Source organism: Virgibacillus dokdonensis (assembly GCF_900166595.1).
Classification (GTDB): domain Bacteria; phylum Bacillota; class Bacilli; order Bacillales; family Amphibacillaceae; genus Virgibacillus; species Virgibacillus dokdonensis.
This window is the reverse complement of sequence record NZ_LT745763.1, coordinates 167,603-188,633: the sequence shown is the minus strand read 5'-3', so window position 1 is coordinate 188,633 and position 21,031 is coordinate 167,603. Positions and strand designations below refer to the sequence as shown.

20 protein-coding genes are annotated in these 21,031 nt (G+C 37.6%); 9 read left to right on the top strand and 11 right to left on the bottom strand.

Translation table 11 applies throughout. The features are described from left to right. Position 1 precedes the first annotated feature (1 nt). On the top strand, positions 2–1,870 hold the full coding sequence (locus tag B2C77_RS02690; protein WP_077702291.1) for an FtsX-like permease family protein: 1,869 nt from the start codon (positions 2–4) through the stop codon (positions 1,868–1,870). A gap of 372 nt (positions 1,871–2,242) precedes the next feature. Here the strand turns inward: B2C77_RS02690 and B2C77_RS02685 are convergent, their stop codons facing one another. The 6 genes from B2C77_RS02685 to B2C77_RS02665 form a co-directional block, all read right to left on the bottom strand. Next, complete coding sequence (locus B2C77_RS02685) at positions 2,243–3,436, bottom strand: MFS transporter (protein WP_077702290.1); 1,194 nt, start codon at positions 3,434–3,436, stop codon at positions 2,243–2,245. Positions 3,437–3,578: 142 nt separating this feature from the next. After that, positions 3,579–3,749, bottom strand: a complete 171-nt coding sequence (locus B2C77_RS21300) for an HAD family hydrolase (RefSeq protein WP_123059367.1) — start codon at positions 3,747–3,749, stop codon at positions 3,579–3,581. Between the two features lie 256 nt (positions 3,750–4,005). After that, positions 4,006–5,331, bottom strand: coding sequence for a 6-phospho-alpha-glucosidase (locus tag B2C77_RS02680; protein ID WP_077702289.1), 1,326 nt, complete (start codon positions 5,329–5,331; stop codon positions 4,006–4,008). Between the two features lie 21 nt (positions 5,332–5,352). Beyond that, positions 5,353–6,954 (bottom strand): PTS transporter subunit EIIC, encoded by a 1,602-nt coding sequence (locus tag B2C77_RS02675; protein ID WP_077702288.1) that lies wholly within the window; start codon positions 6,952–6,954, stop codon positions 5,353–5,355. A 142-nt stretch (positions 6,955–7,096) separates the two neighbouring features. Next, positions 7,097–7,852: a MurR/RpiR family transcriptional regulator gene (locus B2C77_RS02670; RefSeq protein WP_101933282.1), complete on the bottom strand. Its 756-nt coding sequence runs from the start codon at positions 7,850–7,852 to the stop codon at positions 7,097–7,099. A gap of 380 nt (positions 7,853–8,232) precedes the next feature. Then, entirely contained in the window at positions 8,233–9,087 is an 855-nt protein-coding gene (locus B2C77_RS02665; protein ID WP_077702287.1) for a MurR/RpiR family transcriptional regulator, read from the bottom strand. A gap of 379 nt (positions 9,088–9,466) precedes the next feature. Between B2C77_RS02665 and gnd the strand changes: the two genes are divergently transcribed. Both gnd and gntK read left to right on the top strand, forming a co-directional pair. Then, positions 9,467–10,366 (top strand): phosphogluconate dehydrogenase (NAD(+)-dependent, decarboxylating), encoded by a 900-nt coding sequence (gene gnd / locus B2C77_RS02660; protein ID WP_077702286.1) that lies wholly within the window; start codon positions 9,467–9,469, stop codon positions 10,364–10,366. Between the two features lie 151 nt (positions 10,367–10,517). Continuing rightward, positions 10,518–12,071 carry a gluconokinase gene (gene gntK / locus B2C77_RS02655; protein WP_077702285.1) on the top strand — a complete coding sequence of 518 codons (1,554 nt, stop codon included), beginning with the start codon at positions 10,518–10,520 and terminating at the stop codon, positions 12,069–12,071. A 588-nt stretch (positions 12,072–12,659) separates the two neighbouring features. Here the strand turns inward: gntK and B2C77_RS02650 are convergent. Then, positions 12,660–13,262 (bottom strand): superoxide dismutase family protein, encoded by a 603-nt coding sequence (locus B2C77_RS02650; RefSeq protein ID WP_077702284.1) that lies wholly within the window; start codon positions 13,260–13,262, stop codon positions 12,660–12,662. Between the two features lie 216 nt (positions 13,263–13,478). Between B2C77_RS02650 and B2C77_RS02645 the strand changes: the two genes are divergently transcribed. Beyond that, positions 13,479–13,856, top strand: coding sequence for a PH domain-containing protein (locus B2C77_RS02645; RefSeq protein WP_073006819.1), 378 nt, complete (start codon positions 13,479–13,481; stop codon positions 13,854–13,856). 172 nt (positions 13,857–14,028) lie between these two features. Here the strand turns inward: B2C77_RS02645 and B2C77_RS02640 are convergent, their stop codons facing one another. Then, positions 14,029–14,430 (bottom strand): nucleoside triphosphate pyrophosphohydrolase, encoded by a 402-nt coding sequence (locus B2C77_RS02640; RefSeq protein WP_331804664.1) that lies wholly within the window; start codon positions 14,428–14,430, stop codon positions 14,029–14,031. Between the two features lie 248 nt (positions 14,431–14,678). Beyond that, a complete protein-coding gene (locus B2C77_RS02635) occupies positions 14,679–15,209 on the bottom strand; it encodes a DoxX family protein (RefSeq protein ID WP_438272973.1) in 531 nt (176 codons plus the stop codon). A 520-nt stretch (positions 15,210–15,729) separates the two neighbouring features. On the opposite strand from B2C77_RS02635, the gene B2C77_RS02630 reads away from it, so the two are divergent. The 5 genes from B2C77_RS02630 to B2C77_RS02610 all read left to right on the top strand — a co-directional run bounded on the left by B2C77_RS02630 (position 15,730) and on the right by B2C77_RS02610 (position 20,005). After that, positions 15,730–16,434, top strand: a complete 705-nt coding sequence (locus B2C77_RS02630) for a hypothetical protein (protein ID WP_077702283.1) — start codon at positions 15,730–15,732, stop codon at positions 16,432–16,434. A gap of 61 nt (positions 16,435–16,495) precedes the next feature. After that, positions 16,496–16,891 (top strand): GntR family transcriptional regulator, encoded by a 396-nt coding sequence (locus tag B2C77_RS02625; RefSeq protein ID WP_077702282.1) that lies wholly within the window; start codon positions 16,496–16,498, stop codon positions 16,889–16,891. Beyond that, positions 16,888–17,742, top strand: a complete 855-nt coding sequence (locus tag B2C77_RS02620) for an ATP-binding cassette domain-containing protein (RefSeq protein ID WP_077702281.1) — start codon at positions 16,888–16,890, stop codon at positions 17,740–17,742. The genes B2C77_RS02625 and B2C77_RS02620 overlap by 4 nt, the downstream gene beginning before the upstream one ends. Before the next feature lie 96 nt (positions 17,743–17,838). Further along, on the top strand, positions 17,839–18,771 hold the full coding sequence (locus B2C77_RS02615; RefSeq protein ID WP_077702280.1) for an ABC transporter ATP-binding protein: 933 nt from the start codon (positions 17,839–17,841) through the stop codon (positions 18,769–18,771). Continuing rightward, the gene (locus B2C77_RS02610; RefSeq protein ID WP_077702279.1) at positions 18,764–20,005 is read left to right on the top strand and encodes an ABC transporter permease; all 1,242 of its coding nucleotides are present in this window, start codon (positions 18,764–18,766) and stop codon (positions 20,003–20,005) included. The genes B2C77_RS02615 and B2C77_RS02610 overlap by 8 nt, the downstream gene beginning before the upstream one ends. A gap of 446 nt (positions 20,006–20,451) precedes the next feature. Here the strand turns inward: B2C77_RS02610 and B2C77_RS21520 are convergent, their stop codons facing one another. Then, a complete protein-coding gene (locus B2C77_RS21520) occupies positions 20,452–20,613 on the bottom strand; it encodes a hypothetical protein (RefSeq protein ID WP_164085428.1) in 162 nt (53 codons plus the stop codon). A 22-nt stretch (positions 20,614–20,635) separates the two neighbouring features. Then, the gene (locus B2C77_RS02605; protein ID WP_077702278.1) at positions 20,636–20,941 is read right to left on the bottom strand and encodes a DUF4306 domain-containing protein; all 306 of its coding nucleotides are present in this window, start codon (positions 20,939–20,941) and stop codon (positions 20,636–20,638) included. Between the last annotated feature and the right edge of the window lie 90 nt (positions 20,942–21,031).

The following is a 21,031-nucleotide window of genomic DNA, read 5'->3' as shown; positions in this document are numbered from 1 at the left end:
CGTGTTAGTTAAATTATCTCTATCCAGTATGCGAAAAATGTTTAAAGACTATTTAGTACTATTATTTGGATTAACGATTTCCATTGCGATTTTTTATATGTTTCAAACATTAGCTCAAAATGAAGCTTTTGTGGAAGCAAATGCCATGATTAGTGCAACCATGTTTGTGTTCCATGTTGGGACATTTATTCTCGGATTTATTACGGTTTTCTATATTTTTTATGCCACCTCGTTTATTCAAACATTGCGACAAAAAGAAATGGCTATGTATCTAACTCTGGGGGCAAAAAAAAGTAAAATTACGCAACTCATGTTTATGGAGACGCTGTTTATCGGACTAGTCTCGCTAGTCATCGGTATTGTGATCGGCATGGGGTTAACAGCGATTATTGCCGATGTACTTATGGATATGCTTGATTTCTCAGCGGAAGCCACGGGCTTTAAAGCGATTTATACTTCTTCGATCATTACAACCGTTATCTTTTATATTATTTTGTTTTTATTAACATCGGTTGTAAATGCTTGGCAAATTGGCAAGAAAAAGGTGCTAGATTTATTACAAGCGGACAAACAAGAAGACGTTATTAAAACAAGCGGTTTGAAAACCTTTTTTGGTGTGTTACTTTCTATTATTTTAATGGTGATTGGCTACTACACCATGATTAATATTGCTGAATTGCAATATCTCGGAGTTATCCTAGCTACCATCACGATCGTGCCAGGAACATATTTCATCTTTATTTCTTTTTTGCCATACTTTGTGAAAAAGTTAAAACAAAACCGCATGTTAAATGAAACAGGCATTAACTCATTTACACTAGGGCAATTACGATTTCGAATGCTTAACTTAACCAAAGTATTAGGAACAGTAGCCATGTTAATTGCACTTGGATTAGGTGCAATGACAGCCGGGCTTTCGTTCTATCATAATATAGAGCTTCAAGCCTCTAGCTTTCAAGCAAATGATGCAGCAATCTATGAACCAACCAAGGAAGATTTAAAAACCATCGGAGCAATGGACGTCAGTGAAAAAAATACGTACGAGTATAAATTGACGAATGACGGAGTGTTCTTTCTTAAAGACAGCCTGTTAGAGAAACCACCTCTAGTTCCTCATTTCGATAGTACAATGGAAGCTATATCTGATATTCAAATATTACGTGTGGAAGAAAAACTACCTGCTTCTCTGTATACAATGGATGGCAAAGAAGGGGAAGAACTTCCAGATAAATGGTTGGATGCTATCTCTCTTGAATTAAATGCAAGCGATACTATGTTTGGCGAGACAACGGTTTATGTCGTTGATCAAAGCCATTATGAGAACGTAGATGCGAAAGAAAAACAGGTCATAGTAGTTAAAGCAGACGACTTTTCCAAGCATTTATCGTCATTCAAGCAACTGGAAGAAAGACAACAAGAAGTTGCGGAAAGTTATGTAGGTAAACCTGTCGATAATGCGGGGGGAAAATATAATAATTATGTCAGTTTAAAAAGTTTTTCCAGCGGCACCGTCTTTATGGGAATTTTTCTCGGTATTGCCTTTTTAATGATGATGGCGAGTGTGCTTATGTTTAAACTGCTATCAAGTGCCGGAGCAGATATCGAGCGCTATCACATGTTACGTAAAATCGGTGTTCGTAAGTCATTATTGCAACGATCCATATACCGTGAATTATTTCTACTATTTTTGTTCCCAGCCATTATCGGGCTTGTACACGTCTTAATTGGTATGCAAATGTTCTCTTTTATCTTAGTGGAACCTTATACAAAAGTATGGCTACCAATTATTATTTTCTTAGTCATCTATGGTTTATATTACGTGATTACAGTCCAATTATATAAACGGATTGTATTACCAAAACATCATTAATTGAAGAACAAAGGCGCAAGCGCCCGGTTAGCAACGTAGCGAGTGGAACGAAGCGACTGAAATAAAGGAATCATGGTGAGACGGTGTTGACGAACCAATGATGACTTATCGTAGGGCGATTCGCGAAGTCGCCTAGTTGCTGGGCGCTGGAGCCGGACGTGGCTAAATAACTTAGTACGTTTATCCACAGCTGCAAAATTTTATAATTTCCTAGACCAATATAATAAGGAACCTAGCCTTAAACCAGCTGGGTTCCTTTTTGAGATAGGAAGATGAAAAAATCTTCCATACATGGGAACTTAGCCCAAACAAATCGTTTCATACACGAAAGGTATGAGCTAAAGGTCCTAATCGTATGGGGATTAGATTTGCCTAACGCACATCTTGCTTACGACGTACAGCAATGAATACGAGATACAAATACAATAACATGGATAGTAACACAGATCCTGCAGCTACAACATAAATCACACCATAATTAAATAAGAAGGCAATTTGTCCGAAGATAATGGCTCCCATACCAACACCTAAATCAAAAAAGGAGAAAAAAGTGGCATTCGTCATCCCTTTTCGATTTCCGGGAGCTTTTTCAACCGCCCATGCTTGTAAGGCAGGTTGAATCATTCCGAATCCAAGTCCATATAAACTAGCTGCAATAAGTAACATAGCTGTGTTAGGCAGCCAAGCTAACAAAATCATAGCGCCAAAAATAAGCACTGTCCCAGGAAGGAAAACAAATAAATGCCCTTTCTGATCATAAATTTTCCCAGCAAATGTACGGGAAATCATCAGGAAAACAGCATACATTAAAAAATAGCCTTCAATTCCAGCAACTTCCTGTTCTGCAGCATGTAAAGGTAGAAAGGTTGCAATTCCTCCAAACGTAAACGTTACAAAAAACAGTAATAATGACGGATGAATAGCCGTTTTCTCAAAAAAATCAAACTTCAAAGCTACTGTCTTATGCTGCAATTGTTCTACTTTTTTATATTTAATTTTACTAGATAGAAGTAATGCAACAAGTCCAGCGGAAGCACATATGAGGAAAAAGCTAGAAAAGCTCATTTGACCAACAAGCGCTAGACCTAAAGACGGGCCAAAAGCTAATGCTAAATTACCAGCTAGTCCGAAATAGCCCATCCCTTCTCCACGACGCGAGGGAGGTATTAAATCCGTCGCAATGGTTCCAGTAGCTGTCGTTGAAAAGCCCCATCCTACTCCTTGTACGATGCGGAGTAATAGTAGTAGGGCAATACTGGAAACGAGTGCAAATGAGCCCACAGATACAACAAAGATAAGTAATCCGAACATATATACAAATTGTCTACCTTTTGACTCCAATGCATGCCCTGCATAAGGACGCATTACCAATGCTGAAAATGTAAATATTCCAACAATAATTCCGATCAATTGATCACTGCCACCAAGTTCTTTTACAAATAAAGGTAACGTAGGTAGCGTCATCTGAAAGCCTAAAAATATACAAAAATTAGCGAGACAAATAAGGATAAAGTCACGTGTCCAAATTTTTTCCTGTTTTGTCTCTGCCATAGGTTGTGCTGGCATACATCGCTCTCCTTTCTAAGCTGTCCGACCTTTTTCTTCGATACTCGAAATATATTATACAGAAGTAAAGAAAGAAAGCAATCTATTCCGCTTAGAAAATTTTATCCAGCTCCCTTTTCACCTAAAGTCTGGTGCTTTTGTATCATTGCGTCTCTTTTATATACGCCATAAAACCAGCGATGGAGTGACATTGTGTATCTGGTTGTCTAATGAATGTATCTGTCTGGTACGTTAGAAACCATTTGACTCCGACCGTATGCACATTTGCTTCTAAACCAGCTTGAATATCTGCTTCACTATCTCCGACAAACATTGCCGCATTAAGTTGTATTTACATCTTTTCTAATGCCTTATGAATTCCTTCTGGATGTGGCTTTGGTTGGCTTACACCATCTCCAGCAATTTTCACATTAAAAAACGCATTTATTAAACAACCCTTGCTTCATAGACAGCTCAAAAATGGCAGCTATCAAGCAAGGGTTGTTCACTTACTCTTCTGTTTATATAGTGCATATTGAATGAGTGGGTGCTTTACATGACAGTACCCTCTAACTAAAATTCATGAAAACTTATTTTAACTCTGGCCAAAATTCTCGATTAGCTTCGATAAGATCGTCTAAAATTTCTTTAGCTACTTTTGCACTTGGTACTGTTTTAGAAAGTGTTAGTGCTTGCCATAGTTTTTGATAACTACCTTCTATATACGCTTGGACAACTAATTTTTCTACTGTCACCTGTTGATACATTAACGCTCGTTCAAAATCTGGAATCTTTCCTTGATTTAAGGGTTCCACCCCATCTGATCCAATGAGACATGGGACTTCAACCATTGCATCGTTATCGAAGTTGGCTATAGCTCCATTGTTTTCTACAATCATAACCATTCTTTCATACGTATTAAATGCGATAGCTCGCGCAAGATCGACAATAAATGAAGCATGACTACCTATAGAAAATTCACTTCCTGAGGATGTACCTTTTGCAATAATTTCTCTTGCCGTAGAAAAGACTTCTTTTTCCCTGCCATCCATAACTTCATTTGCCCTCGTATATGTTGGGTTGGAATGGTTCACAACATAGTCAGGATAGAAATAATATTTTAAATACGTATTCGGTAGAAATCTCGGATCAACGGCGAGTAAATCTTTTGCCTTCTTATGCGTCTCCTGCCAGCTTGGGTCCATATGCTGTGTATCAACCTCGACTTGAGTCAAGTACCCATGTTCTTCTACATAATCTCTAATTTGTGGTAAGTATTCATTTCCCTCTTTATCTTTGATACTCGTCCACCAACCAAAATGATTTAAACCGAAATAACGAACGTCAAGGTCTTGTGGTGTTTTACCAATAATTTGTGACATTCTTCGTACCGTTCCTACTGGCATATCACAAATATTTAATACGCGAGAATTTGGACGTAATACACGACAAGCTTCTGCGACAATTGCTGCTGGGTTAGAGTAATTTAACATCCAGCAGTTTGGCGAATATTGCTCCATTAGGTCGATAAGTTCTATCATATCTTTAATGCTTCTCATCCCATAGGCAATTCCGCCTGGTCCACACGTTTCTTGACCAACCACACCGTGCTTTAACGGGATTTTCTCATCTAATTCACGCATTTTATATTTACCAGTTCGTATATGTGCAAAACAAAAATCGACGTCTGTAAATGCTTCTTCTGGATCAGTAGTATAAATATACTCCATATCAGGCGCCTTTTCCTTTAAAGTAATTGCCAATGCTTCCCCTAATACCGCCTGTCTCTCTGCATCATTATCATATAATTTTAATGTACGAATAGGAAAACGATCTAAATTATCCAAAAGCATCATTACAATTCCTGGCGTGTAGGTACTTCCGCCACCTGCTATTACAATCGAAAATTCTTTCATTGTTCTCTTCCTCTCTTTTATCTATTCTGTTTGTTCTCTACCTAAATAATCATCCACAGATTTACGCACAGTCGTTACTTGTAAACCGTACACTACCTGAACGTTTTTATCTTTAACAATGACACCACTTGCTCCTGTCTTTGTTTTTAATGTTTCTTCATCAACTAAGTTTGGTTGGCGCAATGTGAGTCGCAATCTCGTATAACAGTTTGTTATGGTATCAATATTTTCTGCCCCGCCAAGAGCCTCTACAATCAAGCTTGCCATATCGGTGTTCGCCGTATTTGTATCGTCTTTTGCTTTACCTTTACGCTTCTTTTCTTTGTAATCTTGTTTCGAGTACAATTTTGCTTCTTTGCCTGCATCTTCACGTCCTACTGTTTTGAAATTAAATTTGGTAATTAAGAAACGAAATACTACATAATAGATAACAAAGAATAGGATTCCGACGAAGATATACATCGGCCAACTTGTTTTCTCAAAGCCAAGTGGGACATTAAACAATAGAAAATCAATCATGCCATTTGGTCCAATTGCACGAACATCTAATAAATTTAAAGCCACCATGCTTAAACCACTTAAAGCAGCATGGACAACAAATAGAATTGGTGCCACAAACATAAAGGAGAACTCAATTGGCTCTGTAACTCCGGCAATAAAAGAAGTAAATGCAGCTGGAATTAAAATTGCTTTTACTTTTACTTTATTTTCTGGTTTGGCTGTATGGTACATCGCTAAACATGCTCCAATTAAACCAAACATTTTCGCAATGCCACGTGCATCCCAGATAACACTTTCTGATAAACGGGCTACCGCTGGATCAGCAATTTCCGCGTAGTAAATATTACGAGCCCCTTCTAAAACCTGGCCGCCAACTTCAGCTACGCCACCAAGTGAGGTGTACAGAAATGGCGTATATACTAAGTGATGTAAACCAGTTGGAATAAGTAACCTTTCTAACATGCCGTATAAAAACAAACCAAAATTCCCACTGTGTTGAATCAATGTGCCAAGATTGTTGATTCCATTTTGAAAAATAGGCCAAATATAAGTGAGAAGCACTGCCATTAATACGGTAACCGGAATTAAAACGATAAACACAAACCGGGAACCACCATATATTTGAAAGGCACCATTAAATTCTGTATCAATAAATTTATTATGAATAAATGCGGTTACAAGACCGAGCATAATCCCTAGGAAAACTCCCATATCTAATATCTGGACTCCTAACACCAATGTTTGTCCAGTTCCTTGCAAGGAATCAGCTTCGAGAAGCAAACCACTTAGCTCCATAAATTTATTCATTGCATTCACAAATACTAAATATCCTAATAATGCGGTAAATCCTGCTACGGACTTTTCTTTCTTTGCTAAGCCTACAGTTATACCAACAGCAAAAATTAAACCTAAATTACTTAAAATCGAAACTAATGAACCCGATAAAATGGAACCAAACCCAGTTGTGACAGGATTATCTAAAAACGGAATTATTTCAAGTAATCGTGGGTTTGTAAATACATTACCAAGAGCTATGAGAATACCTGCAATGGGTAAAATAAGTACTGGAATAAACATTGCTTTGGAAAAACGTTGCATTGCTTCCATCATCTTCTGCTTCAATTTAAAACACCCCCAGTAAATTTGTCGTATATTGTCGATGACATAAGTTAGTTTATCCCGTAAACGGTTTCTTGTATATAATTTTTGTAGCTGAAAAAACGTGTTTCATCGATTGAAACACGTTTCACAAAGTATATATTACCTACCTAGCATTTGTTTTTAAGTATTCCTTTAAAATAAGCTCAAAAGCCATTAATAATCGAGGGAAAAAAATATTAGGCAACATATTTCGATCATCTAGCTTATTATTATCCATGATTTTAAAGTTTAAATCCGATATGTTGGCGATTCGATTTTCTATTTCTTTGGTGAAGGAAACAGTAAATATGTTATGCTCCTTAGCAGCAACTAGCTTATCAATGACTTGCTGTGTTTCACCCGATTTAGAAATCACAACAAGTGCACCAATATGATCCAAATTATTTTCAAATACACCTATTGAATCCATACCACTAGCTAATATCGTTTTCTTCCCTAATACTAATAACTTTTTGTATAAATATTCAGCAGCTATAGCCGAAAAGCCAGTTGCGTATAAAAAGATATAGGTTTGCTCCATCTGCATGACTTTATGGATAAATTGATGAATTGTTTCCATCCCATTGCAATCGAAAAATTCCTTTGTAGTAATATCTGGGAAATCATCTTCTACATTTCCCTTCTTTTCATCTACCTCTTTCACCAGCGGTAAAAGGTGATAATACATATCTACAAATCCTGTATATCCAAGCTTCTTGGACAAACGAATAATGGTTGCTGGAGAAGTATAATTCACTTTGGCAATGTGACGAACTCCTTGTTTCAAGACATGATCCATATTTTCGACAATATAGCTCAACAATTGAATATCTAATTCTGTTACATTTTTCCCTTGAATTAACTTACTAATATCAATCAATGTACATCCCCCTTCTCACTAACTGACCTTTATATCATATCTGTAAGGAACAAAGGCTCGGGGCGCCCGGTTAGCAACGTAGCGAGTGGAACGAAACGACTAAAGTTTTAGGAATCATGGTGAGGTGGTGTTGACGAACCAATGATGACTTATCGTAAGGCGATTCGTGAAGTCGCCTAGTTGCTGGGCGCTAGAGCCGGACGTGGCTAAATAACTTAGTACGTTTATCCACAGCTGCAAAATTTTATAATTTCCTAGACCACGAAAAATCACTCGCCCTTGCTGGTGTTTCGCTCACTCTTGTCAAAATCCCGCTCATACCTGCTAAAAATTCGCCCACTATCATCGAAAGTCGCTGACATCAGGAAACTCACGTCACCTTATAAACGTTTTAAAGCAATTGCCTTGCGCATATCTTGTAGTGCCTGTTGAGCGGATTCTCCTTTGGCAAGCATTACATTTGTATATAATGCGTCAATTAATGTCAGCTCTGCAATTCGTGACGATAATGCTTCAGGTCGAAATTCTGTCTCATCTGAGACGGTATAAAGTAAAATATCTGCTTGCTTGCTCAGCGTGGATTTAGCAAAGTTTGTTATCGCAATAATCGTGACATTTTTATCCCTTAAAACATGTAGTATATCCATAATATCTTTTGTAGAACCAGAGTGGGAAATAATAACAGCCACATCTTTAGCACGCAATTGTGATGCTGCCATTAGCTGCATATGCGCATCCAAATTTGCGTGCACTTGCATTCCACTACGAAGAAATTTATGATAAGCGTCGATGGATACAATGGCTGACCCACCTATCCCAAAAAACTCTACTTTTTCAGCTACAATTAATGCTGCAACAGCTTCATGTAAGGCTTTTTGATCAATTACTTTTAACGTATCCTCTAGTGTATTCATATTCGAACGAAAAACTTTTTCACTAACCGTTCCTACGTCATCGCCAGCTTGGATTTTTTCGTGAATATCTGTGACGGGTGTCGCCATTTCAGCAGCAAGTGCAATTTTTAAAGCTTGGTATCCTTTAAAACCCACGCGCTGACAAAAACGAAACACCGTTGAATCCGCAACCTCCAATTCATCTGCAATCTGGTTAATTGTATGATGAATAATTGTTTTCGGATGTTGCAAAATATAATCAGCTATTTTCTTCTCTTTCTCACTTAAGCGGCTATAATTGCTACGAATACGCGCTAAACCGTGTTGGTTGACTTGATCCATATTTATGTTCTCCTTTTATCTCACAAAAAGATTTTTATACTATTTCGTTTTCTTAAACTATTATACACGAAAAAAAATTTCGCGATAATTGTTGTATACGGAAAAAAATTTGATATAATGAATGCAAGTCGATGAATTATTTACTGCTAAAAAACTTGGTTTATCGACAAATCTTATGGGAAAACGCTGTCTTCATAGTAAAAACGTGCTTGCGAAATTGTATATGGTGAACTCTCCCATGCAAGCCATGGTGGTCTTTTATACTATAAAGACTAACATGCACATTTTATCATGTGATTTTTTATACTTTCCCATCATGCAATAATTATTATGTTCATAATTTAACAAAATGATATTAATTCAACTCGAGGTGACGGAAATGAATATTGGTATGATTGGCTTAGGAAAAATGGGATATAATTTAGCACTTAATTTACTCGACCATCAACATTATGTACTTGGCTTTGACACGAACGAAGCACAAAGGACTTCAATCACACATGCAAATTACGAAGCAACATCCTCCATCGAACATCTTGTAGAACAATTACCTAGTCCGCGCATTATATGGTTAATGGTTCCAGCTGGAGAAGTGACAGAAAATGTCGTACAAAAAATGACAACATTACTTGAAACTGGTGATATTTTAATTGATGGCGGTAACTCCAACTATAAAGATACATGTAAACGAAAAGAAATGTTAGACGATAAAGGCATCTTCTTCTTTGACTGCGGTACAAGTGGAGGAACAGATGGCGCTAGAAACGGCGCTTGTACGATGATAGGTGGAGATGCTGAAGCATTTAAACAAATTGAACCACTATTTAAAGATATTTCCACAGAAAACGGCTACTTATACACTGGGAAAGCAGGCAGTGGCCATTTCTTAAAAATGGTTCACAATGGCATGGAATATGGTATGATGCAAGCCATCGCAGAAGGATTTGATATTCTTCATAAAAGTGAATTTGACTATGACTACGAAAAAGTTGCTAAGGTATTTAACCATGGTTCGGTCATTCGTTCTTGGTTAATGGAACTAACACAACAAGCATTCTCCAAAGATGCTCAATTGGATCAAATACGTGGTATTATGCAATCTTCGGGTGAAGGAAAATGGACGGTAGAAACAGCTCTAGATTACCAAGTAGCAGCACCAGTTATTGCACTTTCCTTAATGATGCGTTATCGCTCCCTTGAAGATGATACGTTTACAGGCAAAGTGGTAGCAGCACTACGGAATGAATTTGGCGGCCACGCTGTGGTTAAAAACGACTAGTTTACGTAGGGAAGCATAAACGGTAAAACCAAGCTTCCCCTTTTTTGCTTAACGATAAAATGAATCATTAACGAGTGAGATCTTTCAAATACATGTTTCCCATCAAACATCTGGTAAAATAAAGGTATACGTAGTGCAAGGAGGAATATGGATGACCGCATCAGCTTATTATTTAGGCGTTGATATTGGAACCACGAGTACAAAAGCGGTTTTGTTTACAAAGAACGGAAAAGCAATTAGCAAAAGTGCCGTACATTACCCGTTACATACACCAAATCCTTTAGTAGCCGAACAAGATCCTAACGAAATTTTCCAAGCTGTGGTAACAACAATTAAAGAAACCATGCAAACAAGTAGGATTCACCCAAAAGCTTTAAAATTTGTTGCTTTTAGTTCTGCCATGCATAGTTTAATTGCTGTAGATGAGGTAGGAAATTTATTAACAAATAGCATTACATGGGCGGACACAAGAAGTGCTCCATATGCTAAAGAGATAAACGATAAGAAAAATGGGCATGAAATCTATTTAAGAACAGGAACGCCGATACATCCCATGTCGCCGTTAGCCAAACTATTATGGTTACGAACAGAAGAACCAGCACTGTTCCAACGAGCGCATAAATTCATCTCGATTAAAGAATATATATTTTCTCGTTTATTCCATTCCTATGTGATTGACTACTCCATTGCTTCGGCAACCGGTTTATTGAACCTAGAAGCATTAGATTGGGATGAGGAAGCATTACAAGTAGCAGGGATAACCCCAGAAAACCTGTCCACACTCGTGCCTACTACAAAGACATTTACTGGTGTAGACGAAGTTATTTGTAAAGAAATGGGAATAGACGTAAACACGCCGTTTCTCATCGGAGCAAGTGATGGTGTACTTTCCAATCTTGGTGTCAACGCGATTGAATCTGGCGTTACTGCCGTTACGATTGGAACAAGCGGTGCGATACGTACAGTCACCGACAAACCAAAAACAGATCCACTGGGTAGAACTTTTTGCTATGCATTAACAGAAAAGCATTGGGTTGTTGGCGGACCCGTTAATAATGGAGGAATGATTCTACGTTGGGTACGGGATGAATTTGCAGCTTCTGAAGTAGAAACAGCCAAACGATTAGGTATGGACCCCTATGATGTACTAACGAAAATGGCTGAAGGTGTAGCACCAGGTTCTGACGGGCTTTTATTTCACCCATTTATGACGGGGGAGCGTGCACCACTTTGGGATGCTAATGCACGTGCTTCTTTCTTCGGATTAAGCATTCATCATCAAAAACAACATATGGTACGCGCCGTACTAGAGGGTGTTATGTTTAACTTACGTACCGTTTTACTTGCAGTCACTGCATTGACAGGAGAGCCAAAACAAATCCAAGCGACGGGTGGCTTTGCTCGATCAGCCATGTGGCGTCAACTGATGGCCGATGTCTTCCATAAACCTGTTGTCATACCAGAAAGCTATGAAAGTTCTTGCCTCGGCGCAATCGTATTAGGCATGTACGCTACAAATGAGATTGATGACTTTTCAGTTGTTTCCGAAATGATTGGCGCTACACATACCCATCAACCAAATGAAGCTGCAAGTGCTGTTTACGATGAGCTACTTCCGCTTTTCATACGTCTACCTCAAGTTTTGAAAGCAGAGTATGAAAATATTGCAAATTTCCAACGCAAGCATGTAAACAATGCAGAATAAAGGCTTGGAGCGTCCTGTTAGCAACGAAACTTTTAGGAATCATGCCACTAAAACAAGGGAGTGCCGACGTCGGGCGGCAAGCCCCGTTTTTAGTCGACCTTTCTCTTAGCGACGAACGGATAATGACTTAGCTTAAATGAAGTGAAGTCACCTAACTGCTGAGCGCTTACTTATTTGGTTACGGCATGAATCACAAACCACTTATTTTATATATCTTTTCTCATGGGAAAAACTCGGCTTATTGCTACATTTTTTTGTGTAAGCCGAGTTTTTCTTTTACTATAGTAGAACAAAGGCGGAAGCGCCCGTTTAGCAACGTAGCGAGTGGAGCGAATCAACAAAGTTTTAGGAATCATGCTCCTGCAACAGAAGTATGCCGGCGCCCTCCGGCAAGCCCGTCTTTAGTCGGCCTTCCTATTTAGTACGAACCGATGATGACTTATCGTAAGGCGATTCGTGAAGTCGCCTAGTTGCTGGGCGATGGAGCCGGACGTGGCTCATTCGGTTATTTGGTCATCCCATAGCATCAAATTTTTATACTTTCTTATCTCTTAAAATAAGCGAGCTATAATCGCTCGCCTGTCCTTTTCATTCCCCTTCTTGAATCACACCACAAGCAATGCGTTCTCCTGCATTCCCTGCAGGCTGTGACTTGTAATCATCTTCATCCGAATGAATGACAAGGGCTGTTCCATCCTCTTTTAGTAATGAATTTGGCTTTCCTTTTTCAAGCGTAACCATTTCAGCTAAGATGTCAGCTTGCACAGTACCATCTTCCTTCACTTCAATGTTAGGCAAATCACCTGCATGCGGACCATCCTCAACATTTCCATGACTCACGTTTGTGGGATTGAAATGTCCACCAGCAGAACTAAAATCAGGTCCTTCGCATGCACCTGTCTCATGGATATGAAAACCATGCTTTCCAGGTGTGAAATTTTGTCCTGATAATTGAATACGTACGCCATCTTCTTCCTGAGTTAATGTTGCTGTAGCTACTTCCTGTTGCTTGCGATCCTTTAATGAAACAAAAATTTGCTTCGAAGCATCTTCCTCCATATTGCCAACTGTTTCTACTGATTCGTTCGACTGTTGTTTTTCTTTTGTTTGTTCTTCATCGGTTGTATTACAAGCTGATAAAATGATAATACATATCATGGTAAACAAAATCAAAATGGTCTTTTTATTCATCTTTCTACCCCTTTCCATTTTTTATCATCTTGCTCGATTCTGGAAATCTTTAAACGTGGGTTTCCTTCCATTATAGGAAATACTCATGTACAATGTAGATATATGTTCAATTTGAATGCAAACACCTTTTGAATAATGCATATATTTTGTTGTCATTGGATTAAACATACGCTTTAATATCTGATTTTTTTATTTATTCACAAGGAGGAATATTAAATGGGATTGTTTGATGGTATGATGGGTAATGCATCGGAAATGGACACAAAGAAAGCAGAGGAAGAAATAAGTGATCTATTATCTACAGGAGAGAATGTGGAGCACGCATACAAACTGATCCGCGACATGATGTTATTTACCAATAAACGACTAATTCTTCTTGATAAGCAAGGTGTTACTGGAAAGAAAATGGAATACCATTCTATTCCTTACAAAAACATTACGCACTTCTCCATTGAAACAGCTGGAACATTTGATTTAGATGCAGAACTTAAGCTATGGGTTTCTGGTAGCTCTGAACCGATTCAAAAAACATTCAATAAGCAACTCAATATTTATAACGTACAGTCCGTTTTAGCTAATTATGTATGTAACTAAAGCAAATCTATTAAAATCGTAAAACTTCCATATGTATGAAGATGTTTCATACATATAAGTAATTCTATGCTGAAATTGTCGGCAAATGTATACGACTTGACGAATCACACAACGAGTTCTTTAAGGGGAAAGTTCCTATCACGAAAAAATATGTGGGAGCTTTCTTCTCTAGTTATTGTGAAAAGAAACATAGTCTGCCTTCAGCCCTATTGGGTCTTATTATAATTTTTCTTAAACTAATAATTCTAAATGTCATCTTTTCTACAGTGTAAAAACACACGCCTATCAAAACCTCTCTCTCTTCACTCTTCTTCTTACGCAAAGTTTCGACTGTTTGCAGCGACGCTCCATGCGTTTTTGCTAATGCGTGAATGACTTCTAAAAGATCAGCTAATTCCTCTAGCGCTGAAACATCATCCTCAGCCTGTAAATATTCATCCCATTCTTCTAGCACTTTTTTCTTTAATTCAACCAGGTATTCTTCTGTATGAAGTGTTGTTGTAATTGCCTTTTGCCCCTTGCTCGCAATTATTTCTGGAATTTTATCACGAACAAGTTTATGAAATTTTGGCATACTTCCCCCTCCATACTTTGTGTAGAAAAGCTTTATATATAGAATAGCACAGTAAAATATTTCCTTCTACGATTTTCGCGACTCCTTTAACAATAACTTCAGAAACATTTAAAAAACTTGCTGATCACCAACTCTTTATGGTTAAACCATTCGTTTTACTTTTACTACCAATCGGGTTTTATAGTGCAAAAAACACCTTCTTACAGCTATCGTCAAGCTGTAAGAAGGTGCTATGATTTGTTGTGCCATTAAGCAACCTTTAGACTTTCTCTTTCTTTTTTAGTAAAAACACCTTTTACATATGGAATAACCCATCTATCTAAACCAAATTTTCCAGCATTGTAACCAGCAACTAACAAGAATACCGTAAGTAATACCATTTGCGCATTTGTACTAACTGTGCCGCTAAACAAGAAAGCGAAGTTCATTGTAATACCCATCAATGCTGAAAAGTTGGTGAATATGCCTAATATAAGTGCGATACCAACTAACAATTCCCCCCACATAACGAGGAAAGTAAATATGTCTGCATTCGGCAAGGCTACTTTTTCTAAAAATACTGCCCACCAGCCTTGTACTGCCGGATGCTCTCCTCCAGCACTTGCAATCGCCCCTTGTAAATATCCAGAAGCGTCAAATTGACCGCCCGTAATTTTACCATAACCAGCAACAACCCATTCATAACCAATATAAATACGAATAAGTGCTAAAATACCTGCGGCTATACTACTTCTTTGGATAAAATTCATGATCACGTGTACCATCTCCCTTTTGTTCATCATTTCACAATTCGTTGTAGTATTTCTTTACTACATTTAGAGTATACCATACATGTTTTTATTTATGGGTTTATTGTTCAATATTTCACAATATGGTCATATTTTAGTTTATACGAAACATTATTACTTGACTTTTTTTCGTCACTTTCTATTAAACGATGTGTACCATGTTTTTGATACCTTCGCCAATCGTAGTTGTATATTACCTGCACGCCTTCCATGTTCTGACCGCTTTGCTATAAACAGTATTATCTTCATGGGTTACATTCGCTCCATGAATTTATACTTCCATTTATAATTAATGTATATTGACAATATTTGCTCGTTTTTTTCCATTTCCTAAACTTCCCTCTCTCTACAGTTTCCGTTCAAGCTAAAGTTTCTATCTTACCTCTTTATCCCCACTTCAACAATTACGTAAATTTTGCACCTTAAGTCCCTTGACATCCTCTTATTACCTGTAGTACTGTTTATGTGAACATACACAGTACTACAGTTTAGTTTTCAGGAGGTTGTTTATATGCAAAAATGGAAGCAAGCTTGGCAAGTTGCTAAGTTGGAATTAAGCATTTCTACGAGGAAGATTGCATTTGGTTGTTTAATCGTACTTGGTTTCTTCCCTTTTACCATTTCCAATTTTCAGCATTATCTCGATAATAGCGTTATAAGTTATGACTTATTTTTTATTCTTTTTTTTACTTTAGGTATCAATGTTGGAAATCCAAATTATTGGCATTTAAAACAAGCCAATGTCTATCCTCTTTTGATGATGCAATTACCATTACCAATTAAACAGGAGATCTTAATTAAAAGTCGCTTCATCATTCATTTTTGTTTCTCCTTTCCAGTACAATTTGCGTTTCTAATTATCTTTTATGTTGCATCACCTATCGCTCATTTATTATCCATACCAGCTTACATCGCGTTTGCAATCATTTGGTTATCTGTCAATCTTTATATAGGGACGCTTACACCAATAAGTGAAGTATATCCAGCAAATTGGTTGTTCACAGCAGCTATGACTTTCATTTTTCTTTTCATTTTCCTATTTATATTATCTATTTCTCACCTCATCTTTGACCATGGTGTTGTGGAATTATCCATGATTATTGCTAGAAACTGGCCCGTACTCAGTTCCGCAGTTTCACTCATTATTGGCTTTGCAGCTGTCAAAGCGCATCAACTATATATGAAACAAATTATGAATAAGCGGGATTACTTCTAATTGCGATCCTCACACGACCTATACGATATATGCCTAATGCTAGCAGAAAGGAGCTGGTTTTGTGGAATTACCTATTCATCTTTCCAAAACATCTCGAGAACCAATTTATCATCAAATCGAAAACCAAATGAAAACGCTCATTGCTAGCGGACAACTTACAAAAGGATTACCACTTCCATCCATTCGTTCGCTGGCAAAAGACTTAGAGACGAGCGTCATTACGATTCGTCGTGCATATCAAAATTTAGAATATCAAGGCTTTATTCAAACAACGCAAGGAAAAGGGACATTTGTTGCTGACATAGACCATGATATGAAGCAGCAAATGAAAGTTGATGAAGTATACCAAGCAATTGAAGCAGCTGTTGAAATTGCATTTAAATATGATTATACAGCCGAACAACTAAAAAAAATGTGCTTAGAAATCATTCATAAAAAAGGAGGAAACCAAACATGACATCGCTTTTCAAGATAATGGATGTAGAAAAAAACATAGACACCTTACACCTAGGACCGATTCACTTAATGATAGAGCCTGGAACGATAACAACAATGGTTGGAGCGAACGGGGCTGGAAAAAGCACACTATTTAAACTCATTATGAATTTAGTGAAACGTAATACAGGTAGCATTCAACTATTGGATATAGAAACAAACGGTTCCGATGAAAGCTGGAAACAACATATTACGTACCAAGCACAAACCATCATTGGTTGGGAACCTTTCACTGGAATCAAATTAAAAGACTTTATTTCCTCTCTATATCCGCATTGGAATGAAGCGCTATTTCAGAAGATGGTAGATTTATTGCAAATTCCATTAGATGAACAATTTGCAAAACTATCCCAAGGAAACCAACAAAAACTCCAGCTAGCACTTGCTTTACCAAGAAATACACCATTGTTGCTTCTTGATGAACCCACTTCTTTCTTGGATATTCCGGCAAAGCAGAAGCTAATGGATTTACTTGTAGAATGGATGGAGCAAGGAGACCGCGCTATCTTCATGGCGAGTCATCAATCCGCTGACATTATGAAACTTTCTGATTATATAGTCGTATTAAAGAATGGAAAGCTGTTGAACAAATTTGAAAAAGAATCACTAATTCATAGACACCGCCGATATTGGATTGGCGAACATCTTCCAGAGGAAGGTATTCCAGGGGAGATCGATCGCTCAACACGCTATCTTGTCTCAAACGCTCCAGAACAGACGGAAGCCTTCTTACAACAAGAACAAATCAATTGGACACAGCAGGAATCTCTAGATTTGGAAGAAATCCTTACACTGCTTATAGAAAGGAGATAAAACACCTATTATCTCCATCGTAAAATCTGCAATAGTTTTAGCAGGAGCCTTACAGAATGGAATAAATAATGAAGAAAAGGGAAGGAGACAACTATTTTGAGCGCAATTTTAACAGTTGAAAATTTAAACAAAGCTTTTAAAGACAAACAAGTCATCGACAATATTTCTTTTGACGTACACCAAGGTGAAATCATGGCTATTCTCGGACCGAATGGTGCTGGAAAATCAACTACGATTCGTAACATTATGGGTATTTTATATCCTGATGCAGGAAGGATTACCTTTTCCAATTATACAAACAACTCGATACCACGGCATAAAATCGGTTACTTACCAGAGGAGCGTGGGTTATATAAAAATGTCAAAGTAATGGATATTTTACTCTATTTAGCTGAATTAAAAGACTACCCGCTAGATCAAGCAAAACAACGAGCTTTAGATTATTTAAAGAAGTTTGACTTAGAAGGGAAGGAAAAAGTGAATGTCGATGAGCTTTCTAAAGGGATGGGACAAAAGGTGCAATTTATTGCGTCCATTCTTCACGAGCCCGAATTACTCATTCTTGATGAGCCATTTTCTGGGTTAGATCCTGTAAGCCAAGAATTATTTAAACAGGAAATTCGTCAGCTTGCCAATAACGGCACAGCTATCCTACTGTCCTCTCATCAAATGAATCTTGTCGAAGAAATGGCAGATCGCCTATTTTTGATACATCGGGGGAAAAAAGTAATTTATGGACATATGGATGAAGTAAAAAAAGAGTTTGCCAACTTTAAATGCACGATTCATGGTACAAATAAAAAAGAAGAACTTGAACAGTTGCCACATGTACAACGCGTAGAACAAGAAAATGCGCATAGTATTGTCTACTTATATAAAGATATTGATCCAGTGCAATGGCTCAAGCAGCTTCCTGCTACATTGGATGTGCAAGAGCTACGGTTAGATCGCATTTCACTACATGAAATTTTTATTGATATTGCAACAGGTAAACAGCTCATGCAGGAAGTCGGTGAAGCATATGCGTAATTCATTGAAAGTGGCTAAATGGGAGATCAAACGAAACCTCCGCAACAAGACCTTTATTATTGGAATGTTTTTAACGCCCCTCTTCATTATTGGATTTATGTTCTTAGGCGAACTGATTGGCGGTGACGATGAAGAAACAGAGATGAAGACCGTATTTATTCATGATGAGCTAGGAGTTTTTTCTGAAATAGAGCAGACAGTTGCAGCAAGTAATATATCCTGGCAAGTCATGCAAACGGATGTAACGGAAGAAGAAGCCAAAAAGGAAGTTGAAAATACGGAACAGACAGCCTACTTATTTATCGACGAGGAAAGTTTAATAAAAGGAACTATCCCTGCTTACACTTCGGAGGAAATGGATGCCTCTTTTATTAATCAAGCCCAAATATTATCCTCCCCTATTCAAGCGTGGCAATTAAAGGAACTTGGCTTGTCCAATGAACAGTTAGCGGTTGTCTCCCGTGGTATTCAGATAGCAGACGTTTCAGCTAGTAATGAAACCGATACAAAAGATGCCAATAAAGCAGCTGAAGAATCTGAAATAGCTTCATTAGAGCGCATTGTACCTGGGGCATTTGCTGGTTTTATTATGTTATCCATCGTATTTACTGGTATGGCAATTTTTCAAAGCGCTTCACAAGAGAAAAAAGATAAAATTGCGGAAATTATTTTATCCTCACTCACACCGAATGATCTCATGCAAGGAAAAATTATTGGCTATTTTGTTTTAGGCATTGTACAATCTTTTGTCTCTTTGGTCATCGTCCTTCCTGTTTTATCATGGCGATTGGACATTGCGTTTTTAGATTATTTGTTCGTTCCAGAATTAGCTTTATATCTCATGATTGCCATTTTAGGCTATCTATTGTTTGCTTCTATCTTTGTCGGCGTCGGCGCAACGATGACCGATATGACGACAGCAGGAAATTTTCAAGGTATGGTGATGATGCTTCCGTTTTTACCGTTTATCTTTATCGGACCTGTTCTTAGTGATCCAAGTGGATTCATGGCTCAACTTGGTACGTACATTCCTTTCACGGCGCCAGGTGTTCTCTTACTTCGCCTAAGCAACTTAGAAGAATGGCCCTGGCTCGAAATTATCATTTCACTCGCTATTTTAATCATTAGTATTTGGATTTTCGTAAGACTTGCTGGAAAAATCTTTAAAGTAGGCATATTAATGTACGGTAAAAATGCTACTCCAGGAGAGATTTGGAAATGGATAAGAATGTAACAGAGAAGTAGTTCTACAGGAAAGAATAAAAGTAGCTTGACCCTATCGATCGTTGTTAAATATGTACACTTCTGCGGGGGAATAGTACGAGTGAACGCCCCGCAGAAGAGCATTTTTTCTTCGTAGGAAGTGCAAAACTATACGAGCGACAAAAATCGTATTTTAGCATAGCGATGTTGTGGGGGCTTGCACAGTTGGAAAAACGTAACTTTTAACGTTTATATACGACAGTTGTCTATAAATCCTTACTAGTAAGCTTAATCTAAGAAACACACCAGTTCTCGCCAAGTATATATGGCGAAAACTGGTGTGTCTTTTCAAAAAAATCACATCTGCAAGTACGCTTCATAATATATAGCGATTTTACCAATGAGAGCTTAGGCGTTTTCTTATACATAAGCCTTATAACACGATATTTTCCTATCATACTCATACAAATTACTACTTTAATACCACCAAGATTTAAATAACCCCGCCATTAATCTACCTAACCATTTAATTGGTAAAATAATTAATAAATCGATAAAACTTAAGAGGAAGTCAATAATCCAGAACCACCACCCACCATCGTTCTCTTGGCGTTTTGATGTACGACGTTTTTTCTTCAATTACATTATCCCTCCATATCCTTTAAAATAACGTATTACCATTTTTGCGCTTACGTATAAATTTGCGAACGAAATACGTACAAAAACCAATTACACCAGAAGCAGACAACAAAAATGTAATACTTCTAACTGGATACATTTTAAAAGCATATATCCATTTATCAATAACATAAATATCACGTGGGTCTTGTACAGATTCTGGGGTTAAAACAGTTTGTTCCTGCCAATTTGGATCTAGAACTACATAAGACCCAGACCAATATGTTAGGAAACAAGTATATACGGATATAAAAAGTACTATTAAAAAAAGAATGACCGTCTTTTTCATGATGGCTTCACCTATGCCTTCTATATGTTACACGCAACGCGCCAAGGGTTTTTTATGAACAATTAATTTATTCACCTAAGTCAAACCAGA

Bases quoted from the DNA above. Each gene is read 5' to 3' on its own strand.
- B2C77_RS02605 (WP_077702278.1), bottom strand. From the start codon at position 20,941: ATGAAAAAGACGGTCATTCTTTTTTTAATAGTACTTTTTATATCCGTA.
- B2C77_RS02630 (WP_077702283.1), top strand. From the start codon at position 15,730: ATGCAAAAATGGAAGCAAGCTTGGCAAGTTGCTAAGTTGGAATTAAGC.
- B2C77_RS02665 (WP_077702287.1), bottom strand. From the start codon at position 9,087: ATGGATCAAGTCAACCAACACGGTTTAGCGCGTATTCGTAGCAATTAT.
- gnd (WP_077702286.1), top strand. From the start codon at position 9,467: ATGAATATTGGTATGATTGGCTTAGGAAAAATGGGATATAATTTAGCA.
- gntK (WP_077702285.1), top strand. From the start codon at position 10,518: ATGACCGCATCAGCTTATTATTTAGGCGTTGATATTGGAACCACGAGT.
- B2C77_RS02610 (WP_077702279.1), top strand. From the start codon at position 18,764: ATGCGTAATTCATTGAAAGTGGCTAAATGGGAGATCAAACGAAACCTC.
- B2C77_RS21300 (WP_123059367.1), bottom strand. From the start codon at position 3,749: ATGTTTGTCGGAGATAGTGAAGCAGATATTCAAGCTGGTTTAGAAGCA.
- B2C77_RS02620 (WP_077702281.1), top strand. From the start codon at position 16,888: ATGACATCGCTTTTCAAGATAATGGATGTAGAAAAAAACATAGACACC.
- B2C77_RS02680 (WP_077702289.1), bottom strand. From the start codon at position 5,331: ATGAAAGAATTTTCGATTGTAATAGCAGGTGGCGGAAGTACCTACACG.
- B2C77_RS02640 (WP_331804664.1), bottom strand. From the start codon at position 14,430: ATGCCAAAATTTCATAAACTTGTTCGTGATAAAATTCCAGAAATAATT.
- B2C77_RS02650 (WP_077702284.1), bottom strand. From the start codon at position 13,262: ATGAATAAAAAGACCATTTTGATTTTGTTTACCATGATATGTATTATC.
- B2C77_RS02645 (WP_073006819.1), top strand. From the start codon at position 13,479: ATGGGATTGTTTGATGGTATGATGGGTAATGCATCGGAAATGGACACA.
- B2C77_RS02635 (WP_438272973.1), bottom strand. From the start codon at position 15,209: ATGAACAAAAGGGAGATGGTACACGTGATCATGAATTTTATCCAAAGA.
- B2C77_RS02685 (WP_077702290.1), bottom strand. From the start codon at position 3,436: ATGCCAGCACAACCTATGGCAGAGACAAAACAGGAAAAAATTTGGACA.